Annotated in this window: 23 protein-coding genes, 3 pseudogenes and 2 riboswitches; of the genes and pseudogenes, 16 read left to right on the forward strand and 10 right to left on the reverse strand. The window is 69.4% G+C overall.

The window, feature by feature from the left end; all coding sequences use genetic code 11:
• Positions 1 to 22: 22 nt before the first annotated feature.
• Entirely contained in the window at positions 23 to 436 is a 414-nt protein-coding gene (locus ACZ4SW_RS36010) for an SRPBCC family protein (RefSeq protein ID WP_468253298.1), read from the forward strand.
• Positions 437 to 839: 403 nt separating this feature from the next.
• Here ACZ4SW_RS36010 and ACZ4SW_RS36015 read toward each other — a convergent pair whose 3' ends face one another.
• The 9 genes and pseudogenes from ACZ4SW_RS36015 to ACZ4SW_RS36055 form a co-directional block, all read right to left on the reverse strand.
• Positions 840 to 1,898 (reverse strand): LLM class flavin-dependent oxidoreductase, encoded by a 1,059-nt coding sequence (locus ACZ4SW_RS36015; RefSeq protein ID WP_468253299.1) that lies wholly within the window; start codon positions 1,896 to 1,898, stop codon positions 840 to 842.
• The gene (locus ACZ4SW_RS36020) at positions 1,895 to 3,586 is read right to left on the reverse strand and encodes a dipeptide ABC transporter ATP-binding protein (RefSeq protein ID WP_468253300.1); all 1,692 of its coding nucleotides are present in this window, start codon (positions 3,584 to 3,586) and stop codon (positions 1,895 to 1,897) included. The genes ACZ4SW_RS36015 and ACZ4SW_RS36020 overlap by 4 nt, the downstream gene beginning before the upstream one ends.
• The gene (locus ACZ4SW_RS36025; protein WP_468253301.1) at positions 3,583 to 4,506 is read right to left on the reverse strand and encodes an ABC transporter permease; all 924 of its coding nucleotides are present in this window, start codon (positions 4,504 to 4,506) and stop codon (positions 3,583 to 3,585) included. Before ACZ4SW_RS36025 ends, ACZ4SW_RS36020 begins: the two co-directional genes overlap by 4 nt.
• Complete coding sequence (locus tag ACZ4SW_RS36030; RefSeq protein ID WP_468253302.1) at positions 4,503 to 5,462, reverse strand: ABC transporter permease; 960 nt, start codon at positions 5,460 to 5,462, stop codon at positions 4,503 to 4,505. The genes ACZ4SW_RS36025 and ACZ4SW_RS36030 overlap by 4 nt, the downstream gene beginning before the upstream one ends.
• A gap of 3 nt (positions 5,463 to 5,465) precedes the next feature.
• Positions 5,466 to 7,085 (reverse strand): ABC transporter substrate-binding protein, encoded by a 1,620-nt coding sequence (locus ACZ4SW_RS36035; protein WP_468253303.1) that lies wholly within the window; start codon positions 7,083 to 7,085, stop codon positions 5,466 to 5,468.
• 198 nt (positions 7,086 to 7,283) lie between these two features.
• Positions 7,284 to 7,415 carry a putative leader peptide gene (locus ACZ4SW_RS36040; protein WP_468253304.1) on the reverse strand — a complete coding sequence of 44 codons (132 nt, stop codon included), beginning with the start codon at positions 7,413 to 7,415 and terminating at the stop codon, positions 7,284 to 7,286.
• Between the two features lie 18 nt (positions 7,416 to 7,433).
• Positions 7,434 to 7,547, reverse strand: a riboswitch (SAM riboswitch).
• 90 nt (positions 7,548 to 7,637) lie between these two features.
• Positions 7,638 to 8,366, reverse strand: a pseudogene (locus ACZ4SW_RS36045) (DUF1684 domain-containing protein); the annotation flags it as partial.
• A gap of 2 nt (positions 8,367 to 8,368) precedes the next feature.
• Positions 8,369 to 8,470 (reverse strand): annotated as a pseudogene (locus ACZ4SW_RS36050) (LLM class F420-dependent oxidoreductase); the annotation flags it as partial.
• Positions 8,471 to 8,589: 119 nt separating this feature from the next.
• Positions 8,590 to 8,922, reverse strand: coding sequence for a hypothetical protein (locus ACZ4SW_RS36055; protein WP_468253305.1), 333 nt, complete (start codon positions 8,920 to 8,922; stop codon positions 8,590 to 8,592).
• Positions 8,923 to 9,974: 1,052 nt separating this feature from the next.
• On the opposite strand from ACZ4SW_RS36055, the gene ACZ4SW_RS36060 reads away from it, so the two are divergent.
• The 15 genes from ACZ4SW_RS36060 to ACZ4SW_RS36130 all read left to right on the forward strand — a co-directional run bounded on the left by ACZ4SW_RS36060 (position 9,975) and on the right by ACZ4SW_RS36130 (position 24,987).
• Positions 9,975 to 10,871 carry a TauD/TfdA dioxygenase family protein gene (locus ACZ4SW_RS36060; protein WP_468253306.1) on the forward strand — a complete coding sequence of 299 codons (897 nt, stop codon included), beginning with the start codon at positions 9,975 to 9,977 and terminating at the stop codon, positions 10,869 to 10,871.
• Positions 10,868 to 11,764 (forward strand): ABC transporter permease, encoded by an 897-nt coding sequence (locus tag ACZ4SW_RS36065; RefSeq protein ID WP_468253307.1) that lies wholly within the window; start codon positions 10,868 to 10,870, stop codon positions 11,762 to 11,764. Before ACZ4SW_RS36060 ends, ACZ4SW_RS36065 begins: the two co-directional genes overlap by 4 nt.
• Complete coding sequence (locus ACZ4SW_RS36070) at positions 11,761 to 12,492, forward strand: ABC transporter ATP-binding protein (RefSeq protein ID WP_468253308.1); 732 nt, start codon at positions 11,761 to 11,763, stop codon at positions 12,490 to 12,492. The genes ACZ4SW_RS36065 and ACZ4SW_RS36070 overlap by 4 nt, the downstream gene beginning before the upstream one ends.
• Positions 12,493 to 12,534: 42 nt before the next feature.
• Complete coding sequence (locus ACZ4SW_RS36075; RefSeq protein ID WP_468253309.1) at positions 12,535 to 13,593, forward strand: aliphatic sulfonate ABC transporter substrate-binding protein; 1,059 nt, start codon at positions 12,535 to 12,537, stop codon at positions 13,591 to 13,593.
• Positions 13,590 to 14,915 (forward strand): LLM class flavin-dependent oxidoreductase, encoded by a 1,326-nt coding sequence (locus ACZ4SW_RS36080; protein WP_468253310.1) that lies wholly within the window; start codon positions 13,590 to 13,592, stop codon positions 14,913 to 14,915. The genes ACZ4SW_RS36075 and ACZ4SW_RS36080 overlap by 4 nt, the downstream gene beginning before the upstream one ends.
• Positions 14,908 to 15,525: an ATP-binding cassette domain-containing protein gene (locus tag ACZ4SW_RS36085; protein ID WP_468253311.1), complete on the forward strand. Its 618-nt coding sequence runs from the start codon at positions 14,908 to 14,910 to the stop codon at positions 15,523 to 15,525. The genes ACZ4SW_RS36080 and ACZ4SW_RS36085 overlap by 8 nt, the downstream gene beginning before the upstream one ends.
• Before the next feature lie 293 nt (positions 15,526 to 15,818).
• Positions 15,819 to 15,927, forward strand: a riboswitch (SAM riboswitch).
• Positions 15,928 to 16,251: 324 nt separating this feature from the next.
• On the forward strand, positions 16,252 to 17,232 hold the full coding sequence (locus ACZ4SW_RS36090; protein WP_468253312.1) for an amino acid ABC transporter permease: 981 nt from the start codon (positions 16,252 to 16,254) through the stop codon (positions 17,230 to 17,232).
• Complete coding sequence (locus ACZ4SW_RS36095) at positions 17,229 to 18,026, forward strand: amino acid ABC transporter ATP-binding protein (RefSeq protein ID WP_468253313.1); 798 nt, start codon at positions 17,229 to 17,231, stop codon at positions 18,024 to 18,026. The genes ACZ4SW_RS36090 and ACZ4SW_RS36095 overlap by 4 nt, the downstream gene beginning before the upstream one ends.
• 64 nt (positions 18,027 to 18,090) lie before the next feature.
• The gene (locus ACZ4SW_RS36100) at positions 18,091 to 19,119 is read left to right on the forward strand and encodes an ABC transporter substrate-binding protein (protein WP_468253314.1); all 1,029 of its coding nucleotides are present in this window, start codon (positions 18,091 to 18,093) and stop codon (positions 19,117 to 19,119) included.
• Positions 19,120 to 19,208: 89 nt separating this feature from the next.
• Positions 19,209 to 19,934 (forward strand): GNAT family N-acetyltransferase, encoded by a 726-nt coding sequence (locus ACZ4SW_RS36105; RefSeq protein ID WP_468253315.1) that lies wholly within the window; start codon positions 19,209 to 19,211, stop codon positions 19,932 to 19,934.
• 50 nt (positions 19,935 to 19,984) lie between these two features.
• Positions 19,985 to 20,071 (forward strand): putative leader peptide, encoded by an 87-nt coding sequence (locus ACZ4SW_RS36110; RefSeq protein ID WP_356315925.1) that lies wholly within the window; start codon positions 19,985 to 19,987, stop codon positions 20,069 to 20,071.
• A 77-nt stretch (positions 20,072 to 20,148) separates the two neighbouring features.
• On the forward strand, positions 20,149 to 21,363 hold the full coding sequence (locus ACZ4SW_RS36115; RefSeq protein WP_468253316.1) for an LLM class flavin-dependent oxidoreductase: 1,215 nt from the start codon (positions 20,149 to 20,151) through the stop codon (positions 21,361 to 21,363).
• 21 nt (positions 21,364 to 21,384) lie between these two features.
• Positions 21,385 to 22,758 (forward strand): NtaA/DmoA family FMN-dependent monooxygenase, encoded by a 1,374-nt coding sequence (locus tag ACZ4SW_RS36120; protein WP_468253317.1) that lies wholly within the window; start codon positions 21,385 to 21,387, stop codon positions 22,756 to 22,758.
• Entirely contained in the window at positions 22,755 to 23,846 is a 1,092-nt protein-coding gene (locus tag ACZ4SW_RS36125; RefSeq protein WP_468253318.1) for an LLM class flavin-dependent oxidoreductase, read from the forward strand. The genes ACZ4SW_RS36120 and ACZ4SW_RS36125 overlap by 4 nt, the downstream gene beginning before the upstream one ends.
• Entirely contained in the window at positions 23,839 to 24,987 is a 1,149-nt protein-coding gene (locus ACZ4SW_RS36130) for an LLM class flavin-dependent oxidoreductase (RefSeq protein WP_468253319.1), read from the forward strand. The genes ACZ4SW_RS36125 and ACZ4SW_RS36130 overlap by 8 nt, the downstream gene beginning before the upstream one ends.
• Before the next feature lie 50 nt (positions 24,988 to 25,037).
• Here the strand turns inward: ACZ4SW_RS36130 and ACZ4SW_RS36135 are convergent.
• Positions 25,038 to 25,526: pseudogene (locus ACZ4SW_RS36135) on the reverse strand (IS701 family transposase); the annotation flags it as partial.
• Positions 25,527 to 25,674 lie beyond the last annotated feature (148 nt).

Consider the following 25,674-nt stretch of genomic DNA (forward strand, 5'->3'; position numbering starts at 1 on the left):
CCCACGCTTCAAGGAGACGACCGTGGCAACTACGACCGCAACCATCGACATTCCCGTGCCCGCCGAGCGCGTCTGGCAGCTGATCGGCGGCTTCGACTCCCTGCCCGACTGGCTGCCCTACATCCCCAAGAGCGAGCTCGGCGAGGGCGGCCGCGTCCGCAGTCTCGCCAACGACGAGGGCGGCGTCATCGTCGAACGCCTCGAGAAGTTCGACAACGACGCCCGCAGCTACACCTACTCCATCCTGCAGGCCCCCTTCCCCGTCATCGGCTACCGCTCCACCCTCACCGTGCACGAGGTGGCCGACTCCCAGTCCCGAGTCGAGTGGTCCGGCACCTTCACACCGGCAGGGACAAGCGAAGAAGAAGCGATCGCCCTGTTCCACGGCATCTACACCGAGGGACTGGCCGCACTGAAGAAGACACTCGACGCGTGAACACGGACACGGGATGCGCGATGCCCCCGTCCGGGCTCAGATAAGGCCCGACCGCGTCAACCCTCGGCACGGTGCGGGGCGTTGCAGGCTCCGCCCGCTGCCCGTCGTCCCAACCCAGCGCGGCTCCGGCAACCACGACCAGATGGCTTCGACTCCTCAGGCCCTGCGTCACGCCGCGCACCAAACCGTTCACATCCGCGGCCACGGTTCGCTCTGGGCAGCACCAAGTCCTGACCCTACGGTCGTCCCGAAGAGCAGCCCTCGGTCTCGCCCGCTCCCGAAGCACCGAACGCCCAGCTGAGGCATGGGTAGTCAGCCGACGTCAACGGCGACCCGGCCCAGCTCGCTGAGACCGGTTCGCGGGCGTGCACCTCCAGCCGGACCGGGCGCTCTGGAACAGGACTCACCGGCCTGCCTCCTGAACCGCCGGAGAAGCGGCGCGCCAGCCCAGCTCGGGGGCGATCAGGTGCCGTACGTCGTGCAGGATCTGTTCGTACTCTTCGCGATGGAACTCATACGGCAGCTCCAGGCGCAGCTCCGACACCTGCGCGAGGACGGGATCGGCGACGAGCTGTTCCAGGATCTGTTCCGCGGTGCCAGTCACGTCCGGGGCGAACAGGAACCGCTTCGGGCCCAGCGCCGCCAGTGTCTGCGGCTTCAGGGTGCGCTCGTGCCGACCGGCCGCGTAGTCCCGGTAACGGGCCCGGGTGGCCGCGTCGGCGCTGTCGAACGGCACGATCACCCGCCCGAGCGCCACCCGCGCCGCAGGCCGGGCGTCGCCCAAGGTGCGCCGGTACTCGGAGACCAGGTTCAGCTGGGCGGTGGTGAAGTCGTCGGTGTCCTCGCTGGAGACGATGTTGCCGGACAGCAGGTTGAGACCGTTCCCGGCGGCCCAGCGGACTGAGCGCAGGCTGCCTCCGCCATACCAGATCCGCTCCACCAGACCGGGGTTGTGCGGCTGCAGCCGCGGCCGCTGGATGTTCCCGGGCGAGTGGATCACCGTGTCCGGGCCGCCGAGGTAGTCGCCGCGCAGGTTGTCGACGAGGCGGGCGATCCTGCCGTACGACAGGTCGAAGCCGCGCCAGTCCCCGTCGTACACCAGGTCGCCGAGCAGTTCGGCGTGCGGCATGCCGGTGCTGAAGCCGACCTGGAGGCGGCCGCGGGAGAGCACGTCGGCCAGTGCGAGGTCCTCGGCCAGGCGGAACGGGCTCTCGTACCCGATGGGGATGACCGCGGTCCCCAGCTCGACCCGCTCGGTGCGCTGGCCGGCCGCGGCGAGGAACACCGCGGCGGATCCGACGCCGTGCTCGAGGTGGCGCTGGCGGATCCAGGCCCCGTCGTAGCCGAGCCGTTCGCCGTATTCGAACAGCTGGAGGGTCTCCTCCAGGCCCGTATAGGGGTCGTCGTCGGCGAAGTTGCCCGGGGTGAGAAAGGCCAACGAGGTGATGGTGGGAGTGCTCATGACGCTGGTCCTCGGCTCGTGGTGGTCTCGGGGGCGGGGGAGGGGACACGGCCGCCGGGGATCGCCGCAAGCAGTTCGCGGGTGTACTCGTGGCGAGGGCGGGAGAACAGTTCCTCCGGCGGACCTGTCTCGACGATGCGGCCGGCCCGCATGACGGCGACCTGGTGCGCGATCTGCCGTACGACGGCCAGGTCGTGCGAGATGAAGAGGTAGGCCACCCCCGTGTCGGCCTGCAACTCGGCGAGCAGGTCCAGGACCTGGGCCTGCACGGACACGTCGAGGGCGGAGACCGGCTCGTCGCAGACCACCAGGTCGGGCGAGAGTGCGAGGGCGCGGGCGATCGCCACGCGCTGCCGCTGTCCGCCGGACAGCTCCGCCGGCCGGCGCTCCAGTGTGGCGGAGGGAAGCGCCACCCGGTCGAGCAGTTCGCGGGCCCGGGTGAGCCGGGAGGCGCGGTCGCCGACCTTGAAGGCGCGCAGCGGCTCGGTGATCACCTCGCCGATGGAGAAGCGCGGGTCGAGCGAGGCGTACGGGTTCTGGTAGACGAGCTGGGCGCGGCGGCGCAACCGCCTGGCCTGGGCTCCCTTGGCGGTGGTGACGTCGGTGCCGTCGAACAGGATCTGTCCGGCGGTCGCGTCGGCGAGGCGGAGCACCAGGCGGGCGGTGGTGGACTTGCCCGAGCCCGACTCGCCGACCAGGGCGAGGGTCCGGCCCCGGTGGAGGGTGAGGCTGACGTCGTCGACGGCGCGCAGGGTGTGGGGCCCGTCGCCGGTGCGGGGCAGCCTGAACTCCTTGACCAGGTTGCGCACTTGGAGCAGGGGTGCGGTCTGCGCCTCGGGGATGGAGACCGGGGTGAGGGGCCGGGCGGTGGTCAGGCTCGGGGCACTGGCCAGCAGGTGCCGGGTGTAGTCGTCCTGCGGGTCGGCCAGGATGTCACGGGTGGGGCCCGCCTCGACGACCTTGCCCTGGGACATCACCACCAGCCGCTGTGCCCGGTCGGCGGCGACCCCCAGGTCGTGGGTCACGAGCAGGACCGCGGTACCCGACTCCTCGGTGAGGCGCTGGAGATGGTCGAGGATGACCCGCTGGACGGTGACGTCGAGCGCGCTGGTGGGCTCGTCGGCGATGATCAGCTCGGGCCGGGCGGCGATGGCGACGGCGATCAGGGCGCGTTGCCGCATGCCGCCGGACAGCTCGTGCGGATACTGCCGCGCCCGTACGGCCGCGTCGGGCAGCCCGGCCCGGTCCAGCACGGCGACCGCCTCGGCGGGAGCCGATCGGCGGGTCGCCAGACCATGGATGCGCAGCACCTCGGCGACCTGGTCGCCGATCCGCTTGACCGGGTTGAGGGAGACGGTCGGGTCCTGGGGGATCAGTCCGATCCGTGCTCCGCGTACGGTGCGCAGTTCCGTCTCCGACATAGTGGCGAGGTCATGTCGGCCGAAGCGGACCGTGCCCGCGTCGATACGGCCGTTCGACGACAGGAGCCGGGTGATGGCGTGCGCGGTCGTGCTTTTGCCGGAGCCGGACTCGCCGACCAGCGCCGTCACCTGTCCAGGCCGCACGTCGAGGTCGACGCCCCGGACGGCTTCGACCGTGCCGCCCCGGGTGCGGTACGACACCGACAGGCCGCGTATCTCCAGCAGTGGTGTGGTCACGTCCTCTCCGTTCTCCCGTTCGTCGGTCATGGCTGCCGGAACCATTCGCCGTCCAGCGCCCGTGCGATGCGGTTGGTGGCCAGCACGGTCGCGGCGATCGCCAGCCCGGGCAGTGCGGTCAGCCACCAGGCGTTGGCGAGGTAGTTGCGGCCGTCGGAGATCAACGTGCCCCACTCCGGGGCCGGCGGGGGAGCGCCGTAGCCGAGGAAGCTCAGGGCCGACACGGCCAGGATGGAGGAGCCGAAGTCGAGGGTCGCCAGCACGATCACCGGGCCCGCGGCATTGGGCAGGACATGCCTGCCCAGGACCGAGTACCAGCGGGCCCCGCTTGCGCGGGAGGCCTCGACGAACACCGCCTGGCGTACCCGCAGGACCTCGGCGCGTGCCACCCGGGCGAACGCGGCCACACTGGCGATGCCGACCGCGACCGCCACCTTCACCGTGCCGTAGCCCAGCGCGGTGACCAGGGCCAGGGACATGAACAGCGCGGGGATGGACAGCAGCACGTCGACGAAGCGCATCAGCACGTCGTCCACCCAGCGGCCCACGAACCCGGCGACCACCCCGAGCAGCCCGCCGACCACGAACGCCACCAGCACCGCGATCAGCGTGGCCTTGAGGGACAGCTGGGCGCCATGGGCGACCCGCGAGAACACATCGCGGCCCAACTCGTCGGTGCCGAACCAGTGACTGCCGCTCGGGCCGCGGAAGTTCTGCGACGGCACGCCCTTCAGCGGATCCTGCGAGGTGAACAGGCCGGGCCAGAACGAGGCCAGCACCACCAGCACGAGAACGACGACCGACAGCACCAGACCCGGGCGGCGAATCAGGAACCGCAGCAGCCGCCGTACCTCCACGCGGCGCCCGGGATCAGGCTCGGTCCCCGCCTCGACCGGGAGGGCCAGTCCCAGCGCCGCCTCAGCCGGGTCGTCGACAAAGCTCTGGCTCATGCGAAGCTCGCCCTTCTGTCTGAGGCCACCACGATCCGTGGGTCCAGGAGCGGATAGACCAGGTCGATGACGAGGTTTGTCGTCACGAAGATCAGCGCCCCGAACACCACCACCCCTTGGACCAGTGGGATGTCCTGGGCCGTGACCGCCGCTGCGGTCACGCGGCCGAGGCCGTCGCGGGAGAACACCGTCTCGACGACCACCGAACCGGCGATCAGCTGCCCCACCAGCAGGCCGACGACCGTCAGCGCCGGCAGGCACGCGTTGCGCAGGGCGTGCCGCAGATGGACTCGCCACCGGTCGGCGCCCTTGGCCCGCGCGGTCTCCACGTACGCCTGGTCCAGTGCGGTGAGCAGGCTCTTGGCGAGCACCTGGGCGATCTGCGCGCCGGTCGGCACCGCCAGTGTCAGGGCCGGCAGCACCAGCCCCATCAGGCCGTCGTTGCCGAATGCGGGGAACCAGCGCAGCCGGAAGGAGAACGTCTCGACGAGCAGCAGCCCCACCCAGAACGTCGGGACGGACACCCCCAGCGGCGGCAGCGACAGCAGCAGCTGCCGCAGCCAGCGCCGAGCGGTGTAGGTCGCCAGCACCGCCAGACCGCCGCCGAGGAACACCGCGAGCAGCAGGGCCGCCCCAGTCAACTGCAGGGTCTGCGGCAGCGCGTCGGCCAGCGTCGAGGTGACCGGACGACCGGTGGACACCGAGTCGCCGAAGTCCCCGCGCACCGCCCGCCCCAGGTACTCGGCGTATTGCACCGGCACCGGCTTGTCGAAGCCGTACTCGTGCCGCAGGGCGGCGATCTGCTTCGGGTCGACCTGCCCCGAGTCCATCCCGGCACTGGCCATCGCCGTGACCGGGTCGCCCGGCAGGTAGTCCAGCACCAGGAACGAGACCGTGTAGGCCGCCCACAGCACGCCGACCGCCTGCGCGAGCCGTTTGATCACATAGCGGCGCATGGGCTAGCCGATCCAGGTGTCGTGCAGCTGGAGCCGGCTGGAGGCGTCGAAGTTCAGGGCGTGCACCTTCTTCGACACCCCCAGCTGGGTCTGGAGCTCCACGACCGGCACGTAGTAGGCGTTCTGCACGATCAACTGCTGTGCCTGGGTGACGAGTTGTTTGCGCTCGGCCGTGTTGATGGTCGCGGCCTGCTCGGACAGCGCCGTGTCGAGGGAGCTCGGGGGCAGGTGGTAGAAGTTGGCCAGTTTGGTGGAGAAGGAGCTGCGCAGGATGTCGGGGTCGGCACGGGTCACGTTCCCCCATACCGCGTCGAAGTCACCCGACTGGAGTGTCGGGGCGAACTGCGTGACCTGGAGCTGCTTGAGGGCCACGTCGACACCGACGGCCTTGAGCTGCTGCTGGATCAGCTCCAGAGCGGGCTGGTTGGTGGCCGCGTTGGGGAACCACTTGATGGTCAGGCTCAGCTTCTTGCCGTCCTTGGTGCGGATGCCGTCGCTTCCGGTCTTCCAACCCGCCGCATTAAGAAGGGACTTGGCCTTGGCCGCGTCGAAGGTCAGACCGGAGGCGAGGGCGGCGTAGTCGGGCGTGGTGTGCGCGAGGACGCTGGTCGCCGGCTGGGTGCCGGTCGGGAACACGGTGTCGGCGATCTGCTGCCGGTCGATGGCGTAGAGGATTGCCTGGCGCACCTTGGCGTCCTTGAGAACAGGCCGTGAGTTGTTGAGGCCCAGACCGAACACGACGCCGGGGTTGGCCCGACGCTGGAGGGTGACCTGACCGCCCTTGAGCGCTGCCTCGTTGGCCTTGCCGACGCTGCTGATCGCGTCCACCTGACCGGACTGGAGACTGCCCGCCCGTACACCCGCCTCCGGTACGACCTTGAACACCAGCTTGTCCAGGTACGCCTCGCCCTTTTTGGTCCACAGCGAGGAACCCCAGGCGTATCCGGTGCGCTTGGCGAGGGTGAGCGACTGGTTCTGCACGTACTGCTTCAGCACGAAGGGCCCGGAACCGATCACGCCCTCACTGCACTTCTGCTGTGGGGTCCTCTTCGCGCTGGCCGAGGACTCGATGCCGAGCGAGTGCGTCGAAGTAGCCTGCAGGAACTGGGCGTTGGGCTGGCTGAAGGTCACCTTCACGGTGAGCGGGTCGACCACCGTGGTGCTCTTGACGCCGCTCAGGTAGCCCTCGGCGAGAGTGCCCAGGGCGCCGAGCTTCGGCACCGCGTCGAAGTTGTCCTTGACCACCTGCGCGGTCAGCTTCGAGCCGTCGCTGAAGGTGACGCCCGAGCGCAGATGGAAGGTGAACGTCGTGGCGTCGGAGCTGACGTCCCAGCTCTTCGCCAGCCACGGCACGATCTTGCCGGTCTTCGGGTCCTGGTCCGTCAAGGAGTCCACGATCTGGCGCACCGAGTAGATGGTCTCGTTGCTGGCGACCTGCTGTGGATCCACGCAGCCGGAGTCCGAACCTACCGCGAAGGTCAGGGTGCCGCCGGACTTGGGCTGCCCGGTGCCGCTGCCCGCTTCGCCGCCGCCCGATCCGCAGGCGGTGAGCAGAGCGCTGGTGGTCACAAGGGCGGTCAGTGCCGCCCACCGAGAGATTCTGACAGGGGGAAGTGCAATCACGGAGGGCTTCTCCTACTCGTGTCACCAGGCACGGTGGTGGTACGGGACACGGCCGTGCGTGGGCGTGCGGCCCCGGTCGGTGCGATGCCGACGCCGGGGGAACGCTGTGCAGACGGGGATCTGGGGAAATCGGGGATCAGGCGCAGACGGACGCGGCGAGGACTGCTGTCGGACTGCGACCAGCGGCGAAAAGGCCCGTCAGGCCGGACAGAGACAGCTGGTCGAGCGCTTGAGGTCGATGTGGCGCCGACGCGAGAGCCGGGAGAACACGGTGGCGCCGGCGAAGCGGGCGCTGAGGTCACCACCGTGCCGCATAGCTGTCCTCCACATGTCCGGCCCGGTCACGGGGCCACGCGCTTGCGGAGATCGTCGGTGATCCCGCCGGGCTTTCACCTGGAGCACCCCACCGCGCGGGAGGGTTGCCGGTCAGCGAGCCAGGGCTTGATGCTGACACTCAATGCCGTTCGTGATCGTACGGAGCGGTCTTGTCGTACGTCAATGGCGCAATAGAACGCCCTGTCAGGGCAGTTCGGGGGCGGAAGTGTGTCCGGCTCAGGAGCCGCCGCGTTCCCGGGGGATCTTCTGGCCGGCCTCGATCGCCACCGGCAGCCGGTTCTCGGCCGGGGCCAGCGGGCAGGTGGCGAGATCCGTGTAGGCGCACGGCAGGTTCGCGGCGCGATTGAAGTCCAGGACGACCGTGCCGTCGGCGGCGGGTGGCTCCAGGGACAGGGAGCGGTTGGCGGCGTAGGTGGTGACCCCGGAGGTCGCGTCGGTGAACAGCACCATCAGCCGACCCGGGCCGTGTCCCGGGAACGCGGTGAGTGACAGCCGGCGCCCGTCCAGTTCGAACTCGACCCGGCCCGGAGCGTCGTAGACCTGCTCAAGGCCTTCGACCGCGGCGCCCACGGTGGTCGGTCGTGGCGTGTCGAAAGGGTTGTAGCGGCCCGTCACCGCCCAACGCGGGCCGGGGGCGTAGGCGGGCGTTCCGGTGAAGGCCGTGCGCAGCGGCGCGTCCGGGTGCCGCGGGCGCACGATGTCGTGCCCGCCGCGCCGGGCGACCTCGATGACGGCGTCCCCCCAGACGGCGTTGACGCCACCGCGTTCGGGAAGCAAGCCGAAGCGGTGTTCACCGTGCACCGGCGTTCCGTCGACGAGCAGTTCCTCGCCGTCGTCGAGGTCTACGACGACCCCGTCGGGGCCGGTGCGCCACGCACCGGGTGCGTCCGGGTAGCGCTGGGGCCGGTCGTCGAGCCAGTGCAGGCCGGTGATCGCGAGGAACCCGCGGCCGACGTGACACCAAACCCTGCGGCCTCCTGGGCCGGTTGCACGGTGGCGTCGACCTGGTTCGGCGCGTCGGACGCGTTGAGCGCTACTCCAACAGTCATGTCAGTCAGAACGGGCACCGGGCGGACCCGCATTCCGGTCCCTGTGTGACAGCTTCTTGTCAGTCATGTGTCCTCCGTCCTCAGCCTTCATACTCAGTGGAAGGGGGCCGCCCCGGTGTTCAGCTCGCCTGCAGCCGGTCCCGCGCGGGCCGGTGCGTGAGAGGTTCGCGCAGGCCGAGGTGCTCGCGCAGGGTGGTGCCGGTGTACTCGGTGCGGTAGATCCCGCGTTCCTGCAGTTCCGGGACGAGCAGGTCGACGATGTCGTCGAGGCCGTCGGGGATGAGGTACGGCGTGATGTCGAAGCCGTCGAGCGCACCGTGCCGCACGAAGTGGGCGAACTTGTCGGCAAGACTGGACGGAGTGCCGACGTGCCCGCGCTGCGGACCCAGCGCGATGACGGTCTCGCACAGCGACCAGCCGCGCGCCTCCGCCTTCGCCCGCCACTCGGCCACGACGGCGCGCGGATCGGCGATGCGCCGGGCGTGCGCCGAAAGAGCCGTCGTTCTCGGTGACGACCGGATCCTCCTTCGGCCTGATCGGGTGAGTGGGCAGCGCGGCGCCAGGCCGCGGGGTGGGCGCCGTCGCCGTCGATCTCGACGGCGAGGTGCAGGGCGGGGCCGGTCAATGGGGTTCCTTCCGGGAAACACGAGGACGCGCGGCCACAGGGCCACGACGAGACAGCCGGCGGAACGGCCGGCAGGGTCAGGCGTGTACGGAAGGACAGACGGCGGCGGAGGTACGGGGGTAGTCGACATGCCGCCGGGTGATGAGCCGTGCAGCGGTGTACGCACCGCGCGGTGCCGCGCCCAGTACGTACATCAAAGCCTCCGGCTGTCAGGAATCTCCTTTTCAACGTGCGTCGTCCGCCCCCGCGAATGTCAAGGTCGCACATGGCGGAGGGGCGTCTCACCGCTGGGACGCCCGAGTGCCTTCTCGCGCCTCGACTCAGCGGATCCTGTGCGGCTGTCGGCGACGGTGGGCGAGCAGTACGAGCGGCGCCGTCGACAAGCGCAGAGGTTCTGCGTGTCCGCAATGCAAGACCTGTCCGGGAAAGCATTGACCAACGTGGTGGCCGTCTGCTGAACTCCCGTCCCATGAACCCGCGCGTGGACCTGACCCGGCGGCGCCACATCGATCTGGCGCACGTCTCCAGCGCGTTTTGTTGTCGCTGACCCGGCAAGTGGTCGTCGGCATGGGCCGGTGTGCGTAGTCGGCGCGCGCCGGGCTGAGGCGGAAACCGCCCGCACTGCGATGCTTCCCCACCGGATCGTCGTATCCACCTCCGGTGAGTTCTCCGCTTCGTATGAGCCGGGAGTCTCTTCGCGTACGCCGACCGGGTCGCTGAGAACGCGGCCGTAGCGGTCCTGCGATCACGCTTTTTCTCTCCGGCCCGGCCGATTCGGCGTTCCGCGTGCCGGGTCGATCAGTCCTGGGCGCTACCAGCGCCTTCATCCAGCTGCCCGGCACCCCTTGGTGTGCCCGTCCGTCCGGGAGGGACCCCCTCATGCCTCCGTCCATCCGCAAGCTCACCGGCCGTATCGGCGCAGTCGTCGAGGGCGTCGACCTCGCGGCGCCGCCGGACTTCTCGACGATCACCACGCTCCGAGACGCCCTCAACGAGCACAAGGCGCTCGTGTTCGACGACGTGCGGCTCGACAACGCCGACCAGGAGCGTGTGGCCGGGTGGTTCGGCGAGCTGACGACCGCTCATCCGAACGTGCCGGCGGCAGACGGCACGACGAACGTGCTCGCCGTCGACAGCGAGACCTCCAAGGCCAACGCATGGCACACGGACGTCACTTTCGTTGTCAACCCGCCGCAGTTGACCACGCTCCGGTCCGTCGTGATCCCGCCCTACGGCGGCGAGACCCTCATCGCCAACGCCGCCGCGGCCTACCGCGACCTCCCCGAACCGCTGCGCGCCCTCGCCGACACGCTGCGCGTCGTACACACCAACCAGTACGACTACGGGCGCCCCGCAGCCGCGACCGCCGGACAGCAGGAGTACGACCGCATCTTCGTCTCGACGCCCTACGAGGCCGAGCACCCGGTCGTGCGGGTGCATCCGCTGACGGGCGAACGCGGTTTGTTCATCGGCGGGTTCGCCAAGCGGATCGTCGGCCTGTCGGGCAGCGACTCGGCCGATCTGCTGCGTATCTTCCAGTCGTACGTAACGCGTCCGGAGAACATCCTGCGCTGGAAGTGGTCCCGAAACCAGCTGCTGATCTTCGACAACCGGATCACCCAGCACTACGGGGTGGACAACTACGACGACCACCCGCGCCGCCTCAACCGGGTGACGGTGGCGGGCGAGGTGCCGACCGGCGTCGACGGCCGCCGCAGTGAGCAAATCCTCGGCGACGCCTCGCACTACAGCAGCGTGCTGGCGGTGGCGGCATGACCGAGGTCCGCATCCCGGCACCGGCCGTCGTGAAGGGCCCGGACCCCGGGACGACGAACGCGCGGGAACGCGAGGTGTTCCTCCCGCGCGACGCTGCTCGCCGAAGTACGCTGCTGCGCACACTCCGCGAGCGCCTGCGCTGGCCGCTGGGCATCTACACGACCCCGGTCGCGATCCTCATCGCCTGGGAGGCGCTCGCCCGGGCCGGAGTGGTGTCGAAGTCCTACGCCCCGGCGCCGACCTCGATCGTGAAGTCAGCCGCCGATCTGTGGCAACAGGGCGTCCTCGGACCCGACGTGGCCATTTCGCTGCAGCGGGCCGGCATCGGTCTGGCGATCGGTCTGACACTGGGGGTCGTCACCGGCGTACTCGGCGGGCTGCTGCGCAGCGGTGAGTACCTGTTCAACGGCCTCGTGCAGGTGCTCAACACGATCCCCCTCCTGGCCGTGTTTCCGCTGATGATCGTGTGGTTCGGCATCGACGAACTCACGAAGGTGCTGCTGATCTCCTTCGGTGCCGGCGTGCCGATGTATCTCAATTTGTTCGCCGCGATCCGGGGCGTGGACCAGCGGCTGATCGAGATGGCACGGACGACGGGCGCGGGCACCTGGCGCCTGGTGACGCGGGTGCTGGTGCCCGGAGCCCTGCCGGGGTTCCTGGTCGGCCTCCGGTTCTCCCTCGCGTACAGCGTCCTGGGCCTGGTCGCAGCCGAAACGGTCAACGCGGACGAGGGACTTGGCTTCCTCATCACTCAAGGGCAGACCTATCTCCAGACCAACCAGGTCTTCGTGGGGCTGGTGATCTACTCGCTCCTCGGTCTGCTCGCCGACCAGTTCGTCCGGGTTCTCGAGCGGGTGCTGCTGCGGTGGCGACCCGGTTATGAGGCGTCATGAGCAGCACGATCGCGACGGAGCCCCGTCGGCAGACCGCGGTCGTCGTCGAGCAGGTGGTCCGTCGGTTCGGTGACCGGGTGGTGCTCGACCACCTCGACCTCACCATCGCCGACGAGGAGCTGGTGATCCTGCTCGGCCCCTCGGGCTGCGGCAAGAGCACCCTTCTGCGGCTGCTCGCCGGACTGGACCGGCCCGACGGAGGGCGCGTGGAGGTCCCGGCACGGCGTGCGATCGTCTTCCAGGCCGACCGGCTGCTGCCCTGGCAGCGGGTCCTGCGCAACGTCACCCTCGGCCTGCACGGACACGACGCGGAACAGCGCGCCCTCGATGTGCTCGCCGAGGTCGGACTCTCGGGCCGTGAGAAGGCCTGGCCCAAGGAACTCTCCGGTGGCGAGGCTCAGCGGGTGTCGCTTGCGCGCGCGCTGGTCTCGGAGCCCGAACTCGTGCTCCTTGATGAGCCGTTCGCGGCCCTCGACGCCATCACCCGGCTGCGCATGCACGACCTCGTACGGGCGCTGCGGACCAAGCACCACGCCGCCATGCTGCTCGTCACCCACGATGTCGACGAGGCGATCGCCCTGGCGGACCGCATCGTCGTCATGAGCAACGGCCGAATCGGCACCTCGCACGAGGTTCACCTCTCCGCCGCGGACCGCGAAGCGAGCGTCGCACGCGAGGAACTCCGCGCCCGGCTCCTGGCAGACCTCGGCCTCGCCGGCCGGCACTGACCTCCCCGAACACCCTCACTCAGCGCAGAAAGCACGACAACCATGCGAAAGAGAACCACCAGACTCATCGGCGCCGTCGGCTCGCTCGCCCTGGCGGGCACCCTCGCCGCCTGCGGATCGTCGTCTTCGGACAGCGCCGCGCCGCTGAGCAACGCCGCCGACGCGAGCGACGCCAAGCACCCCGAGTGGAGCAAGTACACCTTCACCATCGGCGACAACGGCGGCGACGGCAGCCAGGAGCTGGCGAAGATCACCGGCGTATTCGACAACGCCCCCTACAAGGTGAAGTTCGCCCGGTTCACCTACGGCCCGCCCCTCGTGCAGGCCGCCGCCTCGGGCGACATCGACCTCGGCAGCGTCGGCGACGTACCGCCGATCACCGGAGCCGCGAAGGAGTACGGCTTCAAGGTCGTCGCCGTCAACCGCTCACTCACGCCGACCCAGTCGAACGAGAACATCATCGTGCCGAAGGGCTCGACGCTGAAGACGGCCGCCGACCTCAAGGGCAAGAAGATCGCTGTCCCACAGGGCAGTTCGGCCCACGGCCTGGCCCTGAACGCGCTGAAGAGCGTCGGCCTCACCCCCAAGGACGTGAAGCTGACCTTCCTCGACCCGGCGGCCGGTGCGACGGCGTTCAACACCGGCAAGGTGGACGCCTGGTCGATCTGGAACCCGCAGTCGGCGATCGCGGTCAAGAACGGCGCGCGGATCCTGGTGAAGGGTCTGCCGCCGATCGACCAGACGAGCAGTTACTACGTCGCCAGTGACACGTCGCTCAAGGACAAGACCAAGCGCGCGGCTCTCACGGACGTCCTGAAGAGGCTCTCGCAGGAGTTCGCCTGGGCCGTCAAGAACCCCGACGATTACGCGCAGGCGCTCTCGAAGGAGCAGGGCATCCCGCTGGCCGACGCCAAGGCGTCCCTGGCCGCCTACTCGAACCGGGTGACCCCGGTGGAACAGTCGGACATCGAGCTGGAGCAGAAGCTCGCCGACGCCTTCCTGGAGGCCGGCCAGATCACCAAGAAGGTCGACGTCAAGTCGATCACCGACAACCTCCTCCCGGCCGGCTACGACAGCTCCAAGCTGAAGGTCACCTCATGAGCGCGAGACGGCAGCTCCACCTCAACGCCTTCCTCATGGAGGCCGGCCACCACGAGGCGGCGTGGCGGCTCCCGCACAGCAATCCCCGGGCGGACTTCGACCTGCGGCACTGGATCGAACTGGCACAGCTCGCCGAGAGCGCCAAGTTCGACTCGCTGTTCCTCGCGGACGGCCCGGCCCTCATCGGCACCGGCGAGTTCCGCCCGCCCGGCCAGCTCGAACCGCTGACGCTCCTGACCGCGCTGTCCCAGGCGACCAGCAGGATCGGCCTCATCGCGACCGTGTCCTCGACCTACAACGAGCCGTACAACCTCGCCCGCCGGCTCGCCTCCGTCGACCACGTCAGCGGCGGTCGCGCCGGCTGGAACATCGTCACCTCGGCCGGGGCGGACGAGGCGGCCAACTTCGGCCTCGACGACCGCCCCGGCCACGCCGAACGCTATGCCCGCGCCGACGAGTTCCTGAAGGTCGCCAAGGCGCTGTGGGACAGCTGGGAGGCCGAGGCCGTCCTCGCGGACAGGGCAACCGGACGCTACGCGGACCCCGAGCGGCTGCACCGCCTCGGCCACGAGGGCAGATACTTCAAGGTGGCCGGCCCGCTCAACGTCGAGCGTCCCCCGCAGGGCTACCCGCTGCTCGTGCAGGCCGGCTCTTCCGAGGACGGCAAGGACTTCGCCGCCCGCCACGCCGAGGCGATCTTCACCGCGCACACGACGTACGAGCGCGCGGCCGCCTTCTACGCCGACATCAAGGCGCGGACCGGGGCCGCGGGCCGCGACCCGGACGGTGTGATCGTCCTGCCGGGCATCGTCCCGTACATCGGGTCGACCGAGGAGGAGGCCCGGGCGACTGCGCGGCAGTTCGACGAGCTGCGCGTTCCGGAGTACGGGCTGCGTCAGCTGGCCGCCGTGTTCGAGACCGAACCGTCGGTCTTCGAACTCGACGACCCTCTACCGGACTTCATCCTCGCCAGGTCGAAGCTGGAAGGCTCACAGTCCCGCTCCGACCTGATCATCGAGCTCGCGGTGCGCGAACGGCTGACGGTCCGGCAGATCATCTCCCGGCTCGGCGGCGGACGCGGTCACTTCGAGTTCGTCGGCACGCCCGAGCAGATCGCGGACACGATCATCGCCTGGTTCGAGGGCGGTGCCGCGGACGGGTTCAACATCATGGCTCCGGCCCTGCCGTCGGGCCTCGCGGCCTTCGTGGAGCATGTGTTGCCGATCCTGCGCGGCAAGGGGCTGTTCCGCGAGGAGTACGAGGGCACGACCCTGCGTGAGCACTACGGGCTCCCGGTCCCGGCGAACCAGTTCCATGGCTGACCCGCTCGCGACTCCCGCCGCTTCCCGGAGCGGCGGGAGTCCGCCCGCACTGCGAGTCGAGGGCCTTAGCAAGACCTGCGAAGACGGCTTCACCGCGGTGGCCGGGCTTGACCTGGAGATACCGGACGGCGCCTTCTTCGGCCTGCTCGGCCCGAACGGCGCAGGCAAGACCACGCTGATCGGCTCGGTGTGCAACATCGTCCGGCCCACCGCAGGGACCATCTCCGTCCTCGGACACGACCACTGCAGCCGTCAGACCCGTCGGCTCCTTGGCCTGGCCGCGCAGGAGATCGACGTCGACCGGTTCCTGTCCATCCGGCAGATCCTGATCTACCACGTCGGATACCACGGCATCGGCCGGAAAACGGCCGCCCGGCGCGCCGACGAACTGCGCGCCCTCATGCACCGCCCCGCCTGCTCATCCTCGACGAGCCGACGGCCGGCGTCGACGTCGAGCTGCGCTCGGAGATCTGGCGGGTCGTCAAGACGATGGAGGCATCGGCTACGGCAGGTTCATCGTGCCCGGTCTCTTCACCCAGGCGATCGTCAACCTTTCTCGGCGGCGTCTTCTACTCGGTCCACCAACTGCCGCCGTTCTGGGACGCCCTGAGCCGCCTCGACCCCGTCTTCTGGCTGGTTCAGGTCGAGCGATCGGCTTTCTCGGCCAGGGCGACGTCGGTGCGGGCTGGGCCCTTGCCGTGGTCTGGGGCCTCGCGGCGGCGCTCACGGCCAGGTCGGCCGCGATCTTCGGCACCGGTCGCCTCAAGCCCTGAACCCCGCAGCGGAAGGAACGCAACGTCATAGCATTCTGGACTGGGCGGCCCGCGCCGCCCGCCGGCCGTTCCACCTGCCGGACCGGCGTTGACAAATGTTCGGGCCGTTGTCTTAACTACCGTCCAGAAAGGTCATGAGCGTCAGCGACAAGCCCTGGCTTGCTGACCGGCAACCCTCCCACCGCGGTGGGGTGCCCCAGGTGACGACCTGGCCGATGAGGTTTCGGTAAGCGCGAGGGCCCCAGGGCCGGAACAGTGACGGTGACGCCATGTACGCAGCTCCCAGGACGGCCGCACGCCGCTCCCCGGGCTGCGTACCGTCGTACGCGAACCTGCTCGTCGTCGATCGTGCCGTCGATCTGCTCCGCGTGAACAGCGCACTGTGTACCGCACCGGGCCGCGCCCGCTGTCGGGGCTGACACCTCCCCGCAGCCCCCGCACTTCCTGACGACCACCGCGCCCGCGGTCTGCCGTTGCCCTCCCCGTCCCCGGTACCTCGCCGGCGTGTGCCCCGCCGCATGCCGCCGTGCCTCCGGGGTGTTCCCACCCAGCCGGAGCCCACCATGAGTGAACCCCCTGGTGCCACCGTCACCCTCGCCGAGGCGCCGATCTCCGATGAACCGTCAAAATCCTTCACAGCTCAGCGTGTTCTTCCATTGCGGCGGCCAGGACGCTGGATCGTCACCGCGGTCGTCCTGGTCCTGGTCGCCCAGTTCGTGCACGGACTGGTCACCAACCCCTTCTACCAGTGGGACCGCTGGAGCTACTGGTTCCTGCGCCCCACCATCCTCGACGGCCTGCTGATCACCCTCGAAGTCACCGCCTACAGTGCGGTGCTGGGACTTGTCGGCGGCATCGTGCTCGCACTGGGCCGGCTCTCGAAGAGCCCGGTGCTGCGTGCGGTCAGCTGGACCTACGTCTGGGCGCTGCGCTCCATCCCGCTCATCGTTGTGCTGATCTTCCTCTACAACTTCAGCGCCCTGTACAAGACGTTGAGCGTCGGAATCCCCTTCGGCCCGGCCTTCTTCTCCTTCGACGAGTCGAGACTCGCCACCGACATGGTCGTCGCCGTCATCGGCCTCAGCCTCAACGAGGCCGCCTACGCGGCCGAGGTGGTACGCGGCGGCATCCTCTCCGTCGACCAGGGCCAGCACGAGGCGGCCGCGGCACTCGGCCTGCCGAAGGGCTACCAGTTCCGGAAGATCGTGTTCCCGCAGGCGCTGCGCTCGATCATCCCGAACTACGTCAACCAGCTCATCGGCCTCATCAAGAGCACCTCGCTGGTCTTCTACGTCTCCCTGCTCGACCTGTTCGGCTCCGCGCAGACCATGGGCTCAACCTACCCCGGCGACATCGTGCCGCTACTGCTGGTCGTCACCGTCTGGTACCTGCTCCTGACCAGCATCGTGTCCGTCGTCCAGTTCTACGTCGAGCGCCACTACGCCCGCGGTGCCACCCGCAGCCTGCCGCCGACGCCACTGCAGAAGCTCCGCACCGGTTTTTCCGACCTGCGGGCCCGTATCCGCCGGGAGGCCGCCGTATGACCGCCGAGACGCTCGAAGCCCTGGCGGACGTCGAGCCCGCCACCGTCGAGGTCCACGACGTGCACAAGTGGTACGGCACCCACCGGGTACTGGACGGCGTCGACCTGACTGTCCGCCCCGGCGAGGTCACCGTCATCCTGGGCCCCTCCGGCTCCGGCAAGTCCACCCTGCTGCGGGTCATCAACCACCTGGAGAAGCCCGAGATCGGCTACGTCAGCATCAACGGCGAACTGATCGGCGTGAAGCGGCACGGCGAGCGGCTCAAGGAGCTCAGCGAGCGGGCCATCCTCAGCCAGCGCGGACGGATCGGCTTCGTCTTCCAGAACTTCAACCTCTTCCCGCACCTGACCGTGCTGGACAACGTGGCCGCGGCTCCCGTCGCCACGGGCCGGCTCGGCAAGCCCGACGCACAGGAACTCGCCCGCGAACTCCTCGGCCGCGTCGGCCTCGCTGACAAGACCGGCGCCTACCCGCGCCAACTCTCCGGCGGCCAGCAGCAGCGCGTCGCCATCGCCCGCGCACTCGCCCTGCGCCCCGGCGTCATCCTCTTCGACGAACCCACCTCCGCCCTCGACCCCGAACTGGTCGGTGAAGTCCTCGCCGTCATCAAGGACCTGGCGACCAGCGGCACCACCCTCGTCATCGTCACCCACGAGATCGGCTTCGCCCGCGAGATCGCCGACCGGGTCGTCTTCATCGACGGCGGCCGGATCGTCGAACAGGGCCCGCCCTCCGAGGTCCTCGACAAACCGCGACACGAACGGACCAGGGACTTCCTCAGCAAGGTCCTCTGACCCGCCGCATCCCCAAGACCTCCCCCCACGCCACCCTCATCACCTTCAGCGACAAGGAACGGCCATGCCCACCCAGTTCACCCGACGCAGCCTGATACACGGCATCACCGCGGCGACCGCCGTCGCCTCCCTGGCCACCGGGCTCGCCGCCTGCGGTGGCAACAGCGACGCGGCCACCACTGCCGACGCCGCCGCCAAGACCGGCGAGGTCGCCATCGGACGTGTCTCCAACGGCGCCGCCACCCAGACCACCATCAAGGTCTCCGAGGTCAAGTCCATCAGCGCCGAACTGCCCGCCGCGGTCAAGAAGAGCGGCAAGCTGGAGATCGGCATCGGTGCCCTGCCCGCCGGGTTCCCGCCGCTGGCGTACGTCGGCGACGACCAGAAGACCCTCACCGGCTCCGAGCCGGACCTCGGCCGCCTGGTCGCCGCGGTGTTCGGGCTCAAGGCCGAGGTCAAGAACTCCACCTGGGAGAACCTCTTCGTCGGTATCGACAGCGGCAAGGTCGACGTGGCCTTCTCCAACGTCACCGACACCGAGGAGCGCAAGAAGAAGTACGAGTTCGCCTCCTACCGGCAGGACAACCTCGCCTTCCTCGTGCCGAAGAAGAGCACCTGGAACTTCGACGGCAACTACGAGAACCTCGCCGGCAAGACGATCGCCGTCAGCTCCGGCACCAACCAGGAGAAGATCCTCCTGGAGTGGAAGGACAAGCTGGCCAAGGAAGGCAAGAAGCTCACCGTCAAGCACTTCCAGGACAGCCCCAGCACCTACCTCGCCCTGAACAGCGGCAAGATCGACGCCTCCTTCGGTCCCAACCCAGGCTTCGCCTACCACAACCGCCAGGTGGCCAATACGCCCAACGCCACCCGCACCGCGGGCACCTACTCCGGAGCGGGCGCGAGCCTGCAGGGCCTGATCGCGGCAACGGCGAAGAAGGACAGCGGACTCGCCAAGCCGCTGGCCGACGCCATCAACTACCTGATCAAGAACGGTCAGTACGCGGAGTGGCTCAAGGCGTACAACCTCTCCGACGAGGCCGTCGCCAAGTCCGAGGTGAACCCGCCGGGCCTGCCGCTCGACAACTCCTGACCACCGTGTGCCGGGGACTCCACCGCCGCCCCGCGATGGAGTCCCCGCCCGCCGGACACCCCGAGCCGCACCCCGGAGAACGCCACACCATGTCCGTCATCGCCCTCGACGCCAGCTCCTCGCACATCCTGGACAACCCCGCCTGGGCCGCGCTCACCGGCCCCCACGCCCACTTCGCCGAACGAATCGGCCATGCCGCCCGCTATCACCGGGATGTGGCTCCCTTCTACGCCGTGTCCGACGAGGACGACCCGCGCGCCTGGGTCGACCTTGCCGCGCTCGTCGGCCCCGGTGGCACCGCCTCGGTGCGGGGCGTCACCGAGGCGCCGGAGGGCTGGGAGGTCGTCGGCACCGGAGACGGCGTCCAGCTCGTGGACACCGGCCTGCGCGCGGAGGCCGACCCCGAGGCCGTACGGCTCGGCCCGGGCGATGTGCCCGAGATCCTCGACTTGGTGGCCCGCACCGAACCCGGCCCCTATCTGCCCCGCACCGTCGAGATGGGCACCTACCTGGGCATCCGCCACCACGGCCGCCTGATCGCCCTGGCCGGCGAACGCCTCCATCCACCCGGCTGGACCGAGATCAGCGCCGTGTGCACCGACCCGGCGTATCGCGGCCGGGGCCTGGCCACCCGCCTGGTCCGCGCCGTCGCGGCCGGCATCAAGGAGCGCGGCGAGCGGCCCTTTCTGCACGCCAGGGCCGACAACACGAACGCGATCCGGTTGTACGAGTCGATCGGCTTCACCCTGCGCCGCCGTACGGTCTTCTCGCTTGTACGGCAGACCGAAGCCGCTGTACTGGAAGAAACGGCATAGCCGTGCCGTTGGCCTTGTCGAAGGCAATGTATCGAGCGGAGGTGGGCCAGATGACACGTGTACTTCGTGCCGTCCGCCTCCACAGCCGGCCCCACATCGACCTCCAGCGCGTCGCCGGCGCCCTCTGTTGTTCCTGACCCGTTGCCCCATTCCTGCCGTGCGCGTCCCCGTCCGCGCGCGGCGATCTCGTACGGACCTCCAGGAAGGCACCCTCGTGTCCTCAACTCCCGCTTCCCGTCTGCACCTTGCCGTCGCCCTGGACGGCACCGGCTGGCACCCCGCCTCCTGGCGCGAGCAGGTCGCCCGCCCCCGGGACCTGTTCACCGCCGGATACTGGGCCGATCTGGTCGCCGAGGCCGAGCGCGGCTTGCTCGACTTCGTCACCCTGGAGGACGGTCTCGGCCTGCAGTCCTCGCACTACGGCGAGCCGGATGGTCGCACCGACCAGGTCCGCGGCCGCCTGGACGCCGTACTGATCGCTTCGCGCATCGCCCCCCTGACCCGGCACATCGGCCTGGTCCCGACTGTGGTCGCCACCCACACGGAGCCCTTCCACATCTCCAAGGCCATTGCCACCCTCGACTACGTCAGCACCGGCCGCGCGGGCCTGCGCGTCCAGGTCACCGCCCGACCGAACGAGGCCGACCACTTCGGCCGCCGCACCTTCCCGCCGATCAGCCTGGAGGAGTTGCAGACCCCCGCCGGACAGGAGCGGCTCACCGAGCTGTTCGACGAAGCCGCCGACTACGTCGAGGTCGTGCGCCGGCTCTGGGACAGCTGGGAGGACGACGCCGAGATCCGGGACGTCGCCACCGGCCGCTTCATCGACCGCGACAAGCTGCACTACATCGACTTCGAGGGCAGGCACTTCAGCGTCAAGGGCCCCTCCATCACCCCGCGCCCGCCGCAGGGCCAGCCGCTGGTCACCGCCCTCGCCCACCAGACCGTCCCCTACCGCCTGGTGGCCAACCAGGCCGATGTCGGTTACGTCACCCCGCACGACGCCGACCAGGCGCGCGCGATCGTCGCCGCGATCCGCGCCGAGCAGGAGACGGCCGGGCGAGTGGGTGAACCCCTGCACGTCTTCGGTGACTTGGTGGTCTTTCTGGACGACGAGCAGGGCGGCGCGGAGGACCGACGCGCACGCCTCGACGCCCTCGCCGGAGAGCCGTACACCAGCGACGCACGTATCTTCGCCGGTACGCCCGTCCAACTCGCTGATCTGCTGCAGGAGTGGGCGCAGGAAGGTCTGAGCGGCTTCCGGCTGCGGCCCGCGGTCGCGGGACACGACCTGCCCGCCATCACTCAGGGCCTGGTCCCCGAGCTCCAGCGCCGGGGCGCCTTCCGCACCGCCTACGAAGCCGACACCCTGCGCGGCCTGCTGGGCCTGTCCCGCCCCGCCAACCGCTACGCCGCAGCGACCGCCTGAGCCGGAAGGACCGCACCCACCATGAGTAAGCCGCTGAAGCAGATCCATCTGGCCGCGCACTTCCCGGGCGTCAACAACACCACCGTGTGGAGCGACCCGGCCGCCGGCAGCCACATCGAGTTCAGCTCCTTCGTCCACTTCGCGCAGACCGCGGAACGCGCCAAGTTCGACTTCCTCTTCCTCGCCGAGGGACTGCGCCTACGCGAACAGGGCGGTCACATCTACGACTTGGACGTCGTCGGCCGCCCCGACACGTTCACCGTCCTCGCCGCGCTCGCCGCCGTCACCGAACGCCTCGGTCTGACCGGCACCATCAACTCCACCTTCAACGAGCCCTACGAGGTCGCCCGCCAGTTCGCCAGCCTCGACCACCTCTCCGGCGGTCGCTCCGCCTGGAACGTCGTCACCTCCTGGGACGCCTTCACCGGCGAGAACTTCCGCCGCGGCGGCTTCCTGCCCCAATCGGAGCGCTACTCCCGCGCCAAGGAGTTCCTGGCCACGGCGAACGAACTCTTCGACTCCTGGCACGGCGACGAGATCATCGCCGACCAGGCCGCAGGCGTCTTCCTGCGCGACGCGAAGGCCGGCTCCTTCGTCCACTCCGGCCTGCACTTCGACATCCACGGCCAGTTCAACGTCCCGCGCTCCCCGCAGGGCCGCCCCGTCATCTTCCAGGCCGGTGACTCCGACGAGGGCCGCGAGTTCGCCGCCTCGTCCGCCGACGCCATCTTCAGCCGCTACGCCACCCTGGAGGCGGGCCAGTCCTTCTACAAGGACGTCAAGCAGCGCCTCGCCAAGTACGGCCGCCGGCCTGACCAGTTGCTCATCCTGCCCGCCGCCACCTTCGTCCTCGCCGACACCGACGCGGAGGCGGCGGACCTGGCCAGGGAAGTCCGCCGTCAGCAGGTCAGCGGCGCCACCGCCCTCAAGCACCTGGAGTTCGTCTGGAACCGGGACCTGTCCTCCTACGACCCGGAGGGCCCGCTGCCCGACATCGACCCGGACGTCAGCGACGACCACATCTCCAAGGGCCGCGCCCAAGTGCGCATGTACCGCGACCCGCTGGCCACCGCGCGCCAGTGGCGCGAGCTGGCCGCCGCCAACAACTGGTCCATCCGAGACCTGGTCATCAACACCGGCAACCGCCAGAACTTCGTCGGCTCCCCGGCCACGGTCGCCCGCACCATCGATGAGTACGTCCAGGCCGACGCGAGCGACGGCTTCATCCTCGTCCCGCACATCACCCCCACCGGCCTCGACGACTTCGCCGACCAGGTCGTTCCCCTCCTGCAGGAACGGGGTGTCTTCCGCACCGAGTACGAGGGCCCGACCCTCCGCCACCACCTCGGCCTCGCCCACCCCGACGACGTGTCAGACGAGCGGGTGGCCTCGTGAAGTTCCTCGCGATCACTCTGATCGTGCACCGCCCGGACCCTGTCACCGGTGTCCAGAAGCCGACGCACGACCGGTTCCGCGAGGTGCTCGACAGCGCCCTGCTCGCCGAGCAATTGGGCTTCGACGGCTTCGGCGTGGGGGAGCGGCACGAGCGGCCGTTCATCTCCTCCTCGCCGCCGGTCGTACTGAGCCACGTCGCCGCGTTGACCAAGCGGATCCGGCTGTTCACCGCCGTGACCACGCTCAGCCTCCTCGACCCTGTCCGCGCCTACGAGGACTACGCGACCCTCGACCACCTCTCCAACGGGCGCCTCGACCTGATCATCGGCAAGGGCAACGGTGCCGCCCAGCGCGACCTGTTCCATGTCACGCCCGAGGACCAGTGGGACCGCAACGCCGAGAGTTACGAGGTCTTCCGGGAGATCTGGCGCCAGGACAAGGTCACCGCCGAGACCCGCTTCCGTCCCCCGCTGACGGACGCCGAGGTGTGGCCGCGGCCGTATCAGCGGCCGGTCCGGGTCTGGCACGGCAGCGCGACCAGCAAGGAGTCGGTCGACCTGGCCGCCCGTTACGGCGACCCGCTGTTCTCGGCGAACGTCACCAACCCCATCGAGCCGTATGCCGAGTTGATCCGCCACTACCGCGAGCGGTGGGAGCACTACGGCCACGACCCGGCAAAGATCACCGTGGGCGCGGGCACGGCGGGCATCTGCGTCGCCCCCGCCTCGCAGGAGGCGATGGCCGCGTACCGGCCGGTCTTCGAGTCCAACCTGGCGTTCTTCAAGAAGGCCGGCCTGCCGGTCGTCTTCGAGACCCTGGAGGACTTCGCCGAACGCAGCTCCGCTCTGATCGGCAGCCCGCAACAGGTCATCGACAAGGTGCACCGCTACCACGAACAGTTCGGGCACACCGTGCTCCACCTGCACGCCGACGCGAGCGGGCTGACGGAGTCCCAGCACCGTGCCTCCCTCGAGCTGTTCCAGTCCAAGGTAGCCCCCGTGCTGCGCCGCGAGATCCCGGACCCGCCGTTCGTGTGGGGACCCGTGCTTCCGGCGCCACCGCTCACCCAGGAGTCCGTCCATGTCTGACACTGCCCTCGGCGTTCTCGACCTGGTCCCGATCCCCTCCGGCTCGACGGCAGCCGACGCCCTGCGCAACTCCATCGACCTCGCACAGCAGGCGGAGCGCTTCGGATATGCCCGCTACTGGTTCGCCGAGCACCACCTCAATCCGGGCGTGGCGGGTACGTCACCCGCAGTCGTCCTGGCCCTGACCGCATCCGCCACCTCCACCATCCGGCTCGGTTCCGGGGCCGTGCAGCTCGGGCACCGCACGGCGCTGTCCACCGTGGAGGAGTTCGGCCTGCTCGACGCGATGCACCCGGGCCGCTTCGATCTGGGCCTGGGCCGCTCGGGCGGCCGCCCGCCGGGACAGCCGGCCGCACCGTTGTCGACGGCGACCCCGGTCGTCGACGGCCGCACCCCGAACGGCCTGTTGATCCCGCCCCGCTTCTCCTTCGAGCATCTGCTCGGGTCACCCCGCATGGCGCTGCAGCGCAGGCTGCTCATGCTGCCGGGCGCCGAGTCCCAGGACTACGCCGAGCAGGTCGACGACATCCTTGCCCTGTTCGCCGGCACCTACCGCTCCCCGGAGGGCGTCGAGGCGCACATCGTGCCGGGGGAGGGAGCCGACGTGGAGGTGTGGATCCTGGGCAGCAGCGGCGGCCAGAGCGCCGCTGTCGCAGGCAGCAACGGTCTGCGCTTCGCGGCGAACTACCACGTCAGCCCGGCCACGGTCCTGGAGGCCGTGGAGGCTTACCGGTCCTTCTTCCAGCCTTCCGAGTTCCTCGACAAGCCGTACGTCAGCGTCTCGGCGGATGTCGTCGTCGCCGAGGACGACGCCACCGCACGCGCACTCGCCACCGGATACGGCCTGTGGGTACGCAGCATCCGCACCGCCGAGGGCGCCATCGAGTTTCCGACGCCGGAGGAAGCGCGTGCCCACCCATGGACCGACGAGGACCGGGCCCTCGTCCAGGACCGCCTCGACACCCAGTTCGTCGGCTCACCGGGCCGGGTGGCAGACCAGTTGGAACTCCTCCAGGAGGCTACGGGCGCGGACGAGCTGCTCATCACGACCATCACCCACGACCACACGGACCGGGTGAGGTCGTACGAACTGCTCGCGGAGGAATGGCGTCGACGGGGGCACTCCTTCCAGTCGAGCTGATGTTCGGGAGGACTTCGGTCCCGACGTCGAGGTGTTTGAACCGCTCGACGTGCGCGACGACTTGGCCGAGCCGGGCGCTTGCACAGCCGCCCGGTACCGGTCAGCCTGATGCCAGACTGCGCCGCATAAGCGAGAAAGACGCCGATCTGGCAGTTCTCGGTCCGCCCGGCGGTGCCGGAGTACTGCCGTTGCACCCCCGCCGACCGCACCCCTTTCTTCAGGAAGCCGGTGTCGTCCACGATCAGGACGGCGCCTGGGTCACCCAGGTTGTCGACCACATACTGACGCACGTCATCAAGGACCTCATCGACGTCCCACTCGATCCGGTTCAGCATCCGGTGGATACGATCCGGGCCTGCGTGACCGGCCTCCTCCGCCAAGGACCAGCCGTTCTTGCGCTGCAGCGGAGCGATCAATCCCCGCATATAGGCCAGTACTGACTCCCGCGGCTCCGATCTGTTGAACCGGTGCACGAACCGGTCATGCACAGCGTTCAGTTCACTCGCCCACAACCTGACATCAGCAAGGTCCCCACCCATAACCACACCAACGACCGACCTGGTCAGCAGTCACCGCAAGCACCGTTGCAGTATTAGAGGTCCTAACAAAGGCGTTGGACGTGACGGTGGGTGATGAGGCAGGTGGCGAGGCCGAGGAATGCTTCGTGGATGTCGTCGCGTCGCTCCC

It is taken from the genome of Streptomyces sp. NPDC028331, from assembly GCF_055565775.1.